Below are 12,673 nucleotides of genomic sequence, written 5' to 3'. Positions count from 1 at the left end.
ATGGCCAAAGGGAAAAAGCAACATAACAACGATAATTTGATGGCCCAAAATAAAAAAGCCCGTCATGATTATTCGATTTCAGAGACCTACGAAGCTGGAATCGTTCTGACTGGAACTGAGATTAAATCGATTCGTGATCGACGAATCAATTTGAAGGATGGTTTTGTTCAGATTCGAAATGACGAGGCATACATGATGAACGTGCATATCAGTGAATATGCGCAGGGTAATCAATTTAACCATGATCCACTTCGGAATCGAAAGTTGCTGCTTCATAAAAAACAGATTCGCAAATTGGCTCAAATTACCCAGGACAAGGGTGTTACAATTGTTCCCTTAAAAGTTTACCTCAAGAATGGGTTTGCAAAGGTATTGATTGGGGTGGCAACCGGTAAGCATGAGTATGATAAGCGTGAGACCATCAAGCGACGTGATCAGAAACGTCAAATTGAGCGGGTTATGAAGCATTACTAATATCCAGTAAATTAAAAGCGATGAACCAGAATGGCATATGCCATCTGATTCATCGCTTATTTTCATTGATTGTGGGTTGCCTGCATGTTTTCACCTTGGAGTTTTGGTTTAACCGGTGCTTTATTCAGTACGCCAAGTTTCAATCTTGAAGCGTGGGCGAGAGAAGGATGATTCAGAATTGCCGCAATGGCAAGGACTAACGGCTCATGATTGGTGTCATCAATATCCATTATCCGAATGACCTGGTCGGACTGACTATAGGACTTGATCGTAGCGATCCGGTCTCTGCCATGGATGATGTGATAGATTTGCTTTTCCTGGTTGCCGGTTATCAGCCAGTTGATCCCATTAATGAAAATGGTCGTATAGCGCATGGTAAAATGAATGACCGAACTGCCAACAAATTGGTCAAGGTAATAAAGGTCAAACTTGGGGGTCATACCAAGAGACTGTTGACGGACAGTAGCAACCACTTCTCCGGAAATTGAATAAATCGAAAAAGTGTCGGAAACAAGGCCCCATTTTCCAACAATCAAATATTTTGTATCCCGATATTGATCGGTTACTTTGCTCGACCGAGTGTGATCCAGTTCGGTTAAATTTAACTGTAATTTTCGACTCATAAGCGCATTTCCTTTACTTGTATTATTTTCATTCTAACACGTTCCGAAATTATTTACTCTGGTGTTATTTTAAAAATGGTATGGTAGAATAAAACGTGAGGTGTTAGGAATGAAACCGTTTATAAAAAATGACTGGTGGGATGTTTTGGAGCCGGAATTTGAAAAAACATACTATCAGCAGTTGCGCCAATTTTTGATATCAGAATATAAAAATCAATACATCCATCCTGATATGAATCATATTTTTGAGGCGTTTCAGCTCACGCCTTTTAATAAGGTGAAAGTCGTGATACTCGGGCAGGACCCTTATCACGAACCGCATCAGGCTCAAGGGTTAAGTTTCTCAGTGATGCCTGGCGTTAAAATTCCACCATCATTGCAGAACATTTATAAGGAGCTTCAGTCCGACCTCGGGATCAAGCCGGTTTCGCACGGTGATTTGGAAAGCTGGGCCAAGCAGGGGGTTCTGCTTTTGAATTCAGTATTAACTGTTAGAAATGGTCAGGCTTTTTCTCATAAGGGAAAAGGCTGGGAACAGCTGACCGATGCTGCAATCCAAAAGCTTTCTGCCCGCGAAAAGCCAGTTGTCTTTATTCTGTGGGGGAGAGCTGCCAGAGACAAGATTGCATTGATCGATACCAAGACCAATGTGGTCATTCAATCGGCGCACCCAAGTCCTTTGTCCGCTCACCGAGGATTCTTTGGGTCGAAGCCATTTTCCAAGACCAATGAAGCTTTGGAAGCGATGGGTGAGAAACCGATAGATTGGCAGTTACCGGAAAAGGTATCGCAAACATCTTAGGATGATTTTGTAGAATTGGAGGATTTATCATGGAATTATTTGAAAGTCTGAAGCAAAAGATCAAGGGTAAGAATATTAGCATCGTGTTTCCAGAGGGTGATGATGCCCGAATTCTTGGGGCAGCCAGCCGTCTGGCAAAGGATGGCCTGGTTAACCCGGTTATCTTGGGAGATCACGAAACTGTTGAAAAAGTTGCTAAAGACGCTGGTATTGATCTGGGCAATGTTGAAATCATTGACTACCTGAATCAACCAGCTGATCAAATTGATGAAATGGTCTCTGCAATCGTTGAACGCCGTAAAGGCAAGACTGATGAAGCCAAGGCACGTGATTGGCTCAAGGACCCCAACTATTTCGGTACCACTTTGGTATATATGAATAAAATTAACGGAATGGTTTCAGGTGCCAATCATCCAACCGGGGACACTGTCCGTCCAGCATTACAAATCATTAAGACAAAACCCGGCGTTAAATTAATCAGTGGTGCTTTTATCATGCAAAAAGGTGACGAACGTTATCTGTTTGCTGATTGTGCCATTAATCTTGATCCCGATGCCAATGCACTTGCTGAAATTGCTGTTGAAAGCGGCAAAGTTGCCAAGACCTTTGATATTGATCCTAAAGTGGCTTTACTCAGCTTTTCAACCAAGGGTTCAGCAAAGGGTGACATGGTCACTAAAGTTCAGGAAGCAACCAAGCTGGCCCAAGAACAGGCACCTGATATGGATATTGACGGAGAAATGCAATTTGATGCCGCATTTGTTCCGACAGTTGCTGAGAAGAAAGCACCGGGTTCCAAGGTTGCCGGCAAAGCAACGGTATTTGTCTTCCCTGAGTTACAATCAGGAAATATCGGCTACAAGATTGCTCAACGTTTTGGTGGATTTGAAGCCATTGGCCCAATCCTTCAAGGCTTAAACAAGCCGGTTTCCGATCTTTCACGAGGAAGCAATGAAGAAGACGTTTATAAAGTAGCTATCATCACAGCTGCTCAAGCATTATAATAAAGGTAAATAAACAGGACAGGATTGTGGCTGATCGTTGACTTTGCCACAATCCTTCCTTTTTGAATGGGGTGATGAATTGTCAAAAACAATCACAGTTGATTCTGCAGAACAAACGATGTCGATTGGTCAAAAGCTGGCGGATTTTTTACAACCGCGCGATTTGATTCTTTTAGATGGCGATCTTGGGGCTGGTAAAACGACTTTTACTAAGGGATTGGCCAAAGGATTGGGAATTACCCGGCCAATCAAAAGTCCAACGTTTACGATCATTCGTGAGTATCAGGATGGTCGGATTCCTTTGTACCACATGGATGTTTATCGTCTTGAAGAAGGCGGTGGTGATGATCTCGGCTTGGAAGAGTATTTCAATGGCGATGGTGTCAATGTTGTTGAATGGTCCAAGTTTGTGGCAGATGAACTGCCAAATCAATATTTGAGAATTATCTTTAAACGGGATGATTCCCAAGGTGATAATGTCCGGACTTTAACCTTCGAGGCTAAGGGCGACCGGTTTGAAAAAATGATTTCTGAAGTTCTTGATTAACAACCATAGAAAGTGAGTGACGAATTGGCAGAAGAAGTGAATTTTCGATTAGCCGAGTCAAGTGATGGGCAAGCTGTTTTGGATCTGCTTAAAGTTCTTCAAGGAGAATCTGACACCTTTTTAGTTGATTCCGATCTTGACGATATTACCGGCGAAGAAGAAGCCCAACAAATCAATTTTATTAACCATTCCCGGACCAATCTGATGGCAGTTGCTGAATATGGTTCCGAGTTAATTGGTATTGTGACCGTTGACAACATTCAAGAAAGCGTCGGCGAGGTTGGTGTTGCCGTTCTTGCCGGTTATCAGGGATATTCGATCGGGACTAATTTGATGGAACTTGCAATTGATTGGGCGAAAGATTTTAGTTCACTGGACCAGTTAATGTTGACCGTATTTTCTAACAACAAGCCGGCCATTCATGTATATGACAAGGTCGGGTTTCATGTGACCAATACGCTGGTTGAGGACGGGCGAGAAGCCGTGAAGATGGTCCTAACCATTTCAGATAGGTCAAAAAAAGATTGAAGCTTGAGATATTCTCAGACTTCAATCTTTTTTAAATGGCTTTGACAAACGGCCGCAGCATCTCACTGCCAAACTGCTGCTGTTCAGTGAGTAAAATATTTGCGCAGGCAACACTGTCGTCCAATGCATTATGATGGTGCTCCAAAACGATATTTAATTTGTCACAAAGGGTATTTAGCTTATGATTTTCCAAGTTGGGATAAAATTGTTTTGAAGTTCGCAGCGTATCCAATGTAAGGTAGTGGGGCGGATTGACTTCATAACGTTCCAAAGTTCGTTTCAAAACGCTGTTATCAAATGATGCGTTGTGGGCAATCACCAATTTATTGGCAGTAAATAATGGTTCAATATGTTGCCAAACCTCTGGAAACGTTGGTGCGTCCGCAACATCCCGCTCATGAATGCCATGAACGTTGATGTTACGCCAGCTAAACGGCATTTCCGGATTAATTAACGAGTAAAATTCGTGAGTTATCTGATTATTTCTAACGATAGCCAACGCAATTGAACAGGCACTGGCTCTTTTTGCATTTGCGGTTTCGAAATCCATCGCAACAAAGTTCATATTTTTCACCTCAAGTTATTCACATTGTACAAAGAACCTCCAAAAAACGCAACCGGAGTGCATCCCGGTTATCATCATACAACCCGCGCTGTTTTCGTGGTAAAATTAATTTATATGCTTTGAAACCGAGGAATTTAAAAATGATGCAATCAAAAACAATTGTCAACTTATATCCTGAAATTGATATTTTATTAGATGAACCTTTGTCTAAATACACACATACACTAACTGGCGGACCAGCTGATATTTTGGCTTTTCCCAAGTCGATCAAGGAATGCCAGACATTACTTGACTATGCCAATGACCATCTGTTGCCGGTCACTGTTGTCGGAAATGCCAGCAACTTGATCGTCAAAGATGGTGGAATTCGTGGCATGACGATGATTTTAACTAAGATGAACAAGATTACTTCCCACGAAAATTTGGTGGTTGCCGATGCTGGAGCAGCCCTGATTGATGTCACAAAAGCCGCTCAGGCTAATTCATTAACCGGGGTAGAATTTGCTGCGGGCATTCCCGGAAGCGTCGGTGGCGCTGTCTTCATGAACGCTGGTGCTTATGGTGGTGAAATTGAAAATGTTGTCACCGGAGCAGAAGTATTAACTCCCGACAACCAAATTATTCATTTGGATCACAAGCAGTTGGATTTTGGCTACCGTCACTGCAGTGTCCAGGAGAATCATCAAATTGTGATTTCTGCAACGTTCTCGCTTGAAACCGGTGTCGCTGACAAAATTCAAAAACAGATGGATCACCTCAATGCATTGCGGGCATCCAAACAACCCCTTGATCTGCCATCATGTGGCAGTGTGTTCAAACGGCCAAAGGGTTACTTTGCCGGCAAATTGATCCATGATTCCGGTCTGCAAGGTTTTCAAATTGGTGGTGCCCAGGTTTCTATGAAGCATGCTGGTTTTATTGTAAACGTTGATGGTGCAACTGCGACTGATTATTTGAACGTGATCGCTCATGTTCAAAAGACGGTGTTTAACAAATTTGGCGTTCATTTGGAAACTGAAGTTCGAATTATTGGAGAAAACCCCAAGTCAGACTAGGAGTTGGTAATGAGTGCACATCCTTGAAGCCGTTATTTTATTGATGACATTGGTCGTGTTTTCCAACGTTGTCGATCATTTTGTTCCATCGGTTCCAGTCAGTTTAATTCAAGTCGTTTTGGGACTTGGTGCGGCTTTAATCATGCACGTGAGTATCCCGCTTGAGACTGATTGGTTCTTATTATTGTTTATCGCCCCATTGCTTTTTAATGATGGGCGCAGGTTCCCAAAGCAGGAGTTATGGAAACTTCGGGGGCCAATTTTAGCAAATGCCATTGTGTTGGTCTTTTTGACGACCATATTGGGTGGCCTGATGTTTCATTTGATCATTCCGACGATGCCATTTTCTGTCAGCTTTGCGTTAGCAGCCATTTTATCGCCAACCGATCCGGTGGCTGTCCAATCAATTTCCAAAAGGGCCAAGCTTCCTGAAGGCATCCTGCACATTGTCAGTGGTGAAAGTCTGATTAACGATGCCAGTGGCTTGATCGCATTTAAATATGCAATTGCCGCTACTGTTACTGGGGTGTTTTCAATCAAGGCGGCGACACTGGATTTTATTTATATCAGTATCATGGGCTTTATCAGCGGTTTGGTCATCATGGCGTTAATCCTGTTAATCGAAAACTGGCTATATCGGCAAGGTATCAATGATGTTATCTTTAGTACTGTTTTGCAAGTCACAACACCATTCGTTGTCTATCTTGTGACAGAAGAATTCTTCCACGCCTCCGGAGTAATTGCCGTGGTTGCAGCAGGGATTATCTTTCATTTCTATGGCACCGCACCGGATCGCAGCCAGCCGGAGTTAAAGCTGGTTAGTGAGAAAACGTGGGATATTATTATCTACACGTTGAATGGAATTGTTTTCTTAATTCTTGGCATTGAGTTGCCGTTAGCGACAACCAACGTGATTCAAAATAATCAGATAAACACGTTTGGCGCACTGGGAATTTCGTTATTGGCCTGGTTCATCCTTTTGGCCATTCGAGTCATTTGGATCTATGCCTACCAGGCGGTCTCCAGTATCCGTTCAAGAAAACTCAAGTATTTGAAAACCAAACAGATGCCGACCTTTAAAGCCGCACTGCTGGCTGGACTTTCAGGTGTTCGTGGCGCCGTCACCATGGCCGGAGTATTATCGATTCCAATGGTCGTTGAGGATGGCAGTCCATTTCCATCACGTTCACTGGCGTTATTTGTTGCTGCCGGAGTGATCATCATTTCTTTAGTCGTTGCGACGATTACCTTACCGTTAATTTCTGAGGATAAGGCACCGTTATTGACTCGAGCCAATTCCGGTGATGATCCGGATGAGATTGACGGGACACCTGCTAATGATGAAGGAACCACCTATATTTCCGAAGATGAGGCCAGAGTTTATATTATGAAGTTGGCTGTTCAACGGATTGAAGAGGAACGGCGGCCGAATAACCAAAAGGAAGCATTTGACCTGATTTTGGATTATCAATTCCTTATCAGACGGCTTGAACTTAAATTACAGGATAAGAAAGACATGGATTCGATTATTTCTGATGAACTTGCTCTTCGGCGAGTCGCACTACGAGGAGAAAGAGCAGCTGTTCAGAAGTTGTATGACGACCAGAAAATTTCAAAACAGGCATTTCTGATCGCCACAGCCAAACTACAGCGGTTGGAAAATCAGATGATTCGCTCAATTGGTCATAAAGTTCGACTTGGACACGGCACTGCCCGAAATTTTGCAAAATTGCGCAATCGCATTTCCTTATGGATCATTCGTCACAAAACCGATGAAGATATTTCTGATGAACTGGCATTGATTCAACGGGAACAGGCAAAAGCGGCTATTTCGTCTTTGTCTGATTACTTTGCCCGTGATGACATTGATAACCAGCGATTTGACAGTCAATCTGTTTATCATTTGATTGTTCGTTACCGTAATCAGATTGAATTGGCCAAGGATCATTCCAAAAAACAAATTAAGGATCAGGCAATGAATTATCAGAGCTTGAGAATTAAAGCGTTGGCGGCTGAACGTGAAGGCGTTCAGGTTTTACTGGAGCAAGGCAACATTGATTGGTCGATGGCAGCTCATCTTCGACAATACATTAACTATTCTGAAACCGTTTTGATCATGGATTATCAAAACCAGTAGGGGGATTTCAAATGAATGACAAAGGACTTATCAACTTCAGGGATATTGGCGGGCTTAAAGTACCTGCAGGCGTTTTACAGACCGGATATTTTTTTAGGAGCGGGGCGATTGCCGGCATTACCCAAGAGCAATCGGCCTTTCTCCGGGATGAATGTCGGATTGGTGACGTCTACGATTTTCGAAGTACTGATGAAGTCAGGCAGGCGCCCGATACCCAAGTTTCAGGAACCACTTATTATCATATTGATATTTTATCTGATAAAACTTCTAATGGTGCCAGCTTGGGATCGATGATTACCAGTGGCAACAAAGTTCATGAAAACATGCTCAAAACCTATGAGTCAATTGTGTTAAGCAAGTCAGCCCAAAAGGGTTATCATGACTTCATGATGGGCCTGCTGGAAGATAACGCGCCAATTCTGTTCCATTGCTTTGCAGGTAAAGATCGAACTGGATTTGCTGCAGCCGTCATTTTGAGGATTGCCGGTGCCAATGATCAACAGATTATGGATGATTATCTACTGACCAACAAATTGCGGGTTCAAGCCAATCAGGACATTTTAAATCGTTTCAAAGATGAAATGAATCAACAGCAGCTGGATAATCTCCATGTCGCCTTGATGGTGGATAGTGATTACTTGAAGCATGCCAACGATATTTTATTGGAACGCTTCGGAACGTTTGATCATTATTTAAAGAATGGGCTCCAGTTACCAAGGGACTATGTGGCGCAGTTCAGAAATAAATTTGTGGTCGAATGATGAATTTTGAGCAATTCAAAAGGGATGTTCCACCGTACTTTGACGGCAGACATCCCTTTTACTATTTTCGTGGTTTTTGAATTAATTTTAGAGTGTAATAAAAGACCAGTTGAACCGCGGTTAATAAAACAATGAAGACGATTGCGGGTCGGCTCCACATATTCAACAACGGTCGGATAAATAATTCCGGAGTTAAAAATAGGTAGATTGTGTGAATACGGAGGAATCTGCCGATAAAAATTCCAACGGACGTCAGAATCGTTAATCCAATCACGACACTGTGTTTGATGATTAAGTGCTGGGCATGGATTCTTGAGGTAATGGCATCTGCAATGGTATCCAATCCCCAAAGCCCAAGAAGCGTTGAGAAAATAGTTGATATCAAAAGCAATGAAAACTTAAACCACATAATATCATCTAATCGCAGCAGGCCATTGACACCATAAGGATTCAACAAGGATAAGTGGAATAAATCCGTCAACAGATATGGAGTATTAGGATAAAATAACAGCCACACAACGATCAAGATCCAGAATAAAATCGGATTTTTAGGTTTACCCACATCAATGTGGAAGCTGAGTTCGATTGGAATAAAAGCCAAAAACGTATTTAACACCAGAAAGTTAAATGGGGGTGTTTTTAGATATAAATATAATCCTGCGATCCAGACTAGAAAAAGTGCCCGAACCAGCCATTTATTTTTTGCGTTCACGACAAAACCCCCTATCAATATAATTAAACTATTTTTTGCCGATAAATGCCATTAATAATTGACACTTCAAGACATTTTTAATGATTTATTTAAACATCAGCTGAAATTTCATTCAGTTATCAGTTTAGGCGGGTAGAATGATATAATATTTTTGAAAACTATTTAAGGGAGAGCGCAATGAACTGGTCAAATATTTTTACGTTACATAATTTTACGAGCCTGATTGATATATTTGCAGTCTGGTTCTTGATATATAATTTACTTTTGATTGTTCGAGATACCAAGGCAGTCCAGCTTTTACGTGGGATTGTTCTTATTTTGATCGTCAAAATTATCAGTGCGTACACGGGGCTCTCTACCTTATCTTGGATTATGGACCAGGTTATCAATTGGGGGGTTATTGGGCTGATTGTGATCTTCCAGCCTGAAATTCGTCGTGGATTGGAACATCTTGGCCGCGGATCCATTTTTGTTAAAGGCAGAAAAGAAAACGAAAATGCCCAGAAGATGATCACCGCTTTGGACAGAGCAATCCAATATATGTCGAAACGACGAATCGGGGCATTAATTACCATGCAGATGAATACCGGTTTGGAGGAATATATCGAAACTGGGATTGATTTGGATGCCGATGTCAGCGGGGAATTGCTGATTAACATTTTTATTCCAAATACCCCTCTGCATGATGGTGCGGTCATTATCAAGGACAATCGAATTGCGGCTGCAGCAGCCTATCTGCCACTCTCACAGAGTAATTTGATTCCCAAAGAATTGGGAACCCGGCACAGGGCGGCGGTTGGAATTTCTGAACTGACTGACGCGATGACGGTTGTTATTTCTGAAGAGACTGGTGAAGTTTCGATCACCCAAAATAATGAGCTGCTGCGTGGCATGACCCGGGATGATTATCTCAAATATTTCAAGAACCAATTATTTACCGATGAGGATGATCAGACTCACAAAACGTTCATCAATACAGTTTCGGGTTTCATTGACAAGCATTTTAAAGGGGGCCGGTAATTATGAGACAATGGCTCTTTAAAAACTGGGCATATCGGTTGTTGTCACTATTTTTTGCAATTCTCCTTTTTATGTATGTGGGAAGCACGCAGACGAATACAACCGGCAACCAGTCGAGCAATAACACCAATTCAACTTCACTCACTTCCAATCGGACCCAAACATTTTCTGTTCCGCTGTCTTTGACAGTTAATAGTAACAAATATTTCGTTACCGGCTACCCTCAGAAGGTGAAGGTTCATCTGACTGGTCCTTCCGCACTGGTTACAACCACTGCCAATACCCAAAACTTCAAGGCATATGCCGATCTCTCCAAATTAGGAGTTGGGCGTCATACGGTGCGAATTCAGCAGGACGGTTTAAATAATGATTTGAGATATCGCTTCGAACCGGCTACAATTAAGGTTGATATTCAGCCGCGGGAGACTGTTTCATATCCTTTGACCGTTAAATACTCACAAAGAAACATTGCCTCCGGTTATCAAGCCGGGGATGCAAATGCCGATGTTAAGAACGTTAAGATTACCGGTGCTTCCGATCAGATTAACCGGATTAAGTCGGTTGTCGCCCAACTAAACGTTCCTCAGAATGCCAAGTCATCAATTTCGAGCCAGGCAATTATTGAGGCGCTTGATTCTAAGCAAAACACCGTTAACGTTGTAATTACCCCAGCTACAGCGGATGTTACACTGCCAATTACGCCGGGAAACAGCAAGGAACTGCCGATCAAGCTTGAGCCAAAGGGAATCACTGATGACAATGAAAGCTTTACCCTGACTTCGGCAACCAAGCGGGTAAGAGTATTTGCAACCAAGGCAGAACTGGCCAAGCTCAGTTCGGTTAAGGTTGAGGTCGATACAAGCGATGTGACAAAGACTAAGACCAAGAAAGTCACTCTTGATCCGAAATTGAACAACGTTAAGGGATTTGATCCTGAACGAATTGCGGTTAAAATTACCAGAAATAACTAGTAAAAATATGGAAACTGAAATGAGGAATTTTTAAAATGAAGTATTTTGGTACTGACGGCGTTCGCGGTATTGCGAACAAAGAACTCACCCCGGAATTGGCCTTTAAATGCGGGCGGGCAGGCGGCTATGTTCTGACCCACCATTCTGAAAGAAAGCAGCCACAGGTTTTGGTGGCCAGGGATACCAGGATTTCCGGTCAAATGTTGGAAGAAGCCCTGATTGCCGGCTTATTATCGGTGGGAATTGAGGTTTTAAATCTTGGAATCGTCACAACCCCCGGTGTGGCCTATTTGGTTAGAAACCAGGATGCAGATGCGGGTGTTATGATCACAGCATCTCACAATCCAGTGGAGTACAACGGGATTAAGTTTTTTGGCGCCGACGGATACAAGCTTTCAGACGAACTGGAAGAAGAAATTGAAGGGATCCTTGAACGATCTGAAGATATTCTTCCTCGTCCGGCTGCTGACGGTTTGGGTGTTGTGGGTGACTATCTTGAAGGCAGTCAAAAATACATTCATTTTCTAGAACAGACCATTTCGGAAGACTTGTCGGGAATGAAGGTTTGTGTCGATGCTGCTAATGGCTCAACCAGCAAACTGGTTACCACTTTGTACGCTGATTTAGGAATTGAATTTGAAACGTTGGCAACCAATCCTAACGGTCTCAACATAAATGACCATGTCGGATCAACCCACCCTGAACAGCTGCAAAAGTTCGTTTTGGATAAGGGCGTTCAGGCTGGTATTGCTTTTGATGGTGATGGTGACCGTTGTATTGCCGTTGATGAAAACGGTAAGTTGGTTGACGGGGATGCCATTATGTACATTTGTGGAAAATACATGGCTGAACGCGGACGGTTGAAGAAAAATACGATTGTGACAACCGTTATGAGTAACATGGGCATGTACAAAGCAATGGAACGTGCTGGGATGACCAGTGTTAAGACTCAGGTTGGCGACCGTTATGTTGTTGAAAAGATGAACCAGGATGGTTACAATCTTGGCGGTGAACAATCCGGCCACATTATCTTTTTGGACTTTAACACAACCGGTGACGGCATGCTGACCAGCTTGCAATTGTTATCGGTGATGAAGTCAACTGGTAAGAAGTTATCAGAACTTGCTGGCGAAATCACCAAGTACCCTCAACGATTGATTAACGTCAAGGTTGCTGACAAGAAGCACGTTTTGGATAATGATAAAGTAAAAGAAGCGATTAAACAGGTTGAAGAGGAAATGCATGGTGATGGTCGTGTCCTGGTTCGCCCAAGCGGAACCGAGCCATTACTTCGGGTTATGACCGAAGCCCCAACCCAGGACTTGGTTGATGATTATACCAAGCGCATCGCTGACGTGGTTCGTGACGAATTGGGAATTGAATAGAAACCACATTTTTTCATGAAATAAGTAATTTAAATATTGTCTTTGAGTGGAGTTGTAAGTAAAACGAAAGTTTTTCTGCAACTCCATTT

The 12,673-nt window shown here is 42.6% G+C and carries 14 protein-coding genes; 11 read left to right on the top strand and 3 right to left on the bottom strand.

The window, feature by feature from the left end:
• Positions 1-474 (top strand): SsrA-binding protein SmpB, encoded by a 474-nt coding sequence (gene smpB, locus FD17_RS01230; RefSeq protein ID WP_057822928.1) that lies wholly within the window; start codon positions 1-3, stop codon positions 472-474.
• A gap of 62 nt (positions 475-536) precedes the next feature.
• Here smpB and FD17_RS01225 read toward each other — a convergent pair whose 3' ends face one another.
• A complete protein-coding gene (locus tag FD17_RS01225) occupies positions 537-1,097 on the bottom strand; it encodes an LURP-one-related/scramblase family protein (RefSeq protein ID WP_057822926.1) in 561 nt (186 codons plus the stop codon).
• A gap of 109 nt (positions 1,098-1,206) precedes the next feature.
• Here FD17_RS01225 and FD17_RS01220 point away from each other — a divergent pair, with 109 nt between their 5' ends.
• The 4 genes from FD17_RS01220 to FD17_RS01205 all read left to right on the top strand — a co-directional run bounded on the left by FD17_RS01220 (position 1,207) and on the right by FD17_RS01205 (position 3,978).
• Positions 1,207-1,899: a uracil-DNA glycosylase gene (locus FD17_RS01220; protein ID WP_057822924.1), complete on the top strand. Its 693-nt coding sequence runs from the start codon at positions 1,207-1,209 to the stop codon at positions 1,897-1,899.
• 29 nt (positions 1,900-1,928) lie between these two features.
• Entirely contained in the window at positions 1,929-2,903 is a 975-nt protein-coding gene (pta, locus tag FD17_RS01215) for a phosphate acetyltransferase (protein ID WP_057822922.1), read from the top strand.
• A gap of 79 nt (positions 2,904-2,982) precedes the next feature.
• Positions 2,983-3,450, top strand: coding sequence for a tRNA (adenosine(37)-N6)-threonylcarbamoyltransferase complex ATPase subunit type 1 TsaE (gene tsaE / locus FD17_RS01210; RefSeq protein WP_057823161.1), 468 nt, complete (start codon positions 2,983-2,985; stop codon positions 3,448-3,450).
• Positions 3,451-3,474: 24 nt separating this feature from the next.
• Positions 3,475-3,978, top strand: coding sequence for a GNAT family N-acetyltransferase (locus FD17_RS01205; RefSeq protein ID WP_057822921.1), 504 nt, complete (start codon positions 3,475-3,477; stop codon positions 3,976-3,978).
• 31 nt (positions 3,979-4,009) lie between these two features.
• Here the strand turns inward: FD17_RS01205 and FD17_RS01200 are convergent, their stop codons facing one another.
• Positions 4,010-4,543: a 3'-5' exonuclease gene (locus FD17_RS01200; RefSeq protein ID WP_057822918.1), complete on the bottom strand. Its 534-nt coding sequence runs from the start codon at positions 4,541-4,543 to the stop codon at positions 4,010-4,012.
• A gap of 143 nt (positions 4,544-4,686) precedes the next feature.
• Here FD17_RS01200 and murB point away from each other — a divergent pair, with 143 nt between their 5' ends.
• The 3 genes from murB to FD17_RS01185 are packed head-to-tail and all read left to right on the top strand — an operon-like array spanning position 4,687 to position 8,496.
• Complete coding sequence (murB, locus tag FD17_RS01195; protein WP_191983117.1) at positions 4,687-5,598, top strand: UDP-N-acetylmuramate dehydrogenase; 912 nt, start codon at positions 4,687-4,689, stop codon at positions 5,596-5,598.
• A gap of 13 nt (positions 5,599-5,611) precedes the next feature.
• Entirely contained in the window at positions 5,612-7,735 is a 2,124-nt protein-coding gene (locus tag FD17_RS01190; protein WP_057822914.1) for a cation:proton antiporter, read from the top strand.
• An 11-nt stretch (positions 7,736-7,746) separates the two neighbouring features.
• The gene (locus FD17_RS01185) at positions 7,747-8,496 is read left to right on the top strand and encodes a tyrosine-protein phosphatase (RefSeq protein ID WP_057822912.1); all 750 of its coding nucleotides are present in this window, start codon (positions 7,747-7,749) and stop codon (positions 8,494-8,496) included.
• Positions 8,497-8,557: 61 nt separating this feature from the next.
• Here the strand turns inward: FD17_RS01185 and FD17_RS01180 are convergent, their stop codons facing one another.
• The gene (locus tag FD17_RS01180) at positions 8,558-9,208 is read right to left on the bottom strand and encodes a DUF1361 domain-containing protein (RefSeq protein ID WP_057822909.1); all 651 of its coding nucleotides are present in this window, start codon (positions 9,206-9,208) and stop codon (positions 8,558-8,560) included.
• Positions 9,209-9,385: 177 nt separating this feature from the next.
• Here FD17_RS01180 and cdaA point away from each other — a divergent pair, with 177 nt between their 5' ends.
• Genes cdaA through glmM form a run of 3 tightly spaced genes read left to right on the top strand, consistent with a single transcriptional unit; the run spans position 9,386 to position 12,584 of the window.
• Positions 9,386-10,228: a diadenylate cyclase CdaA gene (gene cdaA, locus FD17_RS01175; protein ID WP_057822907.1), complete on the top strand. Its 843-nt coding sequence runs from the start codon at positions 9,386-9,388 to the stop codon at positions 10,226-10,228.
• 2 nt (positions 10,229-10,230) lie between these two features.
• Complete coding sequence (locus tag FD17_RS01170) at positions 10,231-11,199, top strand: CdaR family protein (RefSeq protein WP_057822905.1); 969 nt, start codon at positions 10,231-10,233, stop codon at positions 11,197-11,199.
• Positions 11,200-11,234: 35 nt separating this feature from the next.
• Positions 11,235-12,584: a phosphoglucosamine mutase gene (gene glmM / locus FD17_RS01165; RefSeq protein WP_057822903.1), complete on the top strand. Its 1,350-nt coding sequence runs from the start codon at positions 11,235-11,237 to the stop codon at positions 12,582-12,584.
• Positions 12,585-12,673: the final 89 nt, after the last annotated feature.

It is taken from the genome of Lentilactobacillus sunkii DSM 19904, from assembly GCF_001435575.1.
In the GTDB taxonomy this organism is placed as follows: Bacteria; Bacillota; Bacilli; order Lactobacillales; family Lactobacillaceae; genus Lentilactobacillus; species Lentilactobacillus sunkii.
Note: the sequence above shows the minus strand (reverse complement) of the source record. Positions and strands in the feature narration are given on the sequence as shown.

Coding starts and splice junctions, on each gene's coding strand:
- FD17_RS01170 (WP_057822905.1), top strand. CDS start 10,231: ATGAGACAATGGCTCTTTAAAAACTGGGCATATCGGTTGTTGTCACTA.
- FD17_RS01225 (WP_057822926.1), bottom strand. CDS start 1,097: ATGAGTCGAAAATTACAGTTAAATTTAACCGAACTGGATCACACTCGG.
- cdaA (WP_057822907.1), top strand. CDS start 9,386: ATGAACTGGTCAAATATTTTTACGTTACATAATTTTACGAGCCTGATT.
- glmM (WP_057822903.1), top strand. CDS start 11,235: ATGAAGTATTTTGGTACTGACGGCGTTCGCGGTATTGCGAACAAAGAA.
- smpB (WP_057822928.1), top strand. CDS start 1: ATGGCCAAAGGGAAAAAGCAACATAACAACGATAATTTGATGGCCCAA.
- FD17_RS01200 (WP_057822918.1), bottom strand. CDS start 4,543: ATGAACTTTGTTGCGATGGATTTCGAAACCGCAAATGCAAAAAGAGCC.
- murB (WP_191983117.1), top strand. CDS start 4,687: ATGCAATCAAAAACAATTGTCAACTTATATCCTGAAATTGATATTTTA.
- FD17_RS01185 (WP_057822912.1), top strand. CDS start 7,747: ATGAATGACAAAGGACTTATCAACTTCAGGGATATTGGCGGGCTTAAA.
- pta (WP_057822922.1), top strand. CDS start 1,929: ATGGAATTATTTGAAAGTCTGAAGCAAAAGATCAAGGGTAAGAATATT.
- FD17_RS01220 (WP_057822924.1), top strand. CDS start 1,207: ATGAAACCGTTTATAAAAAATGACTGGTGGGATGTTTTGGAGCCGGAA.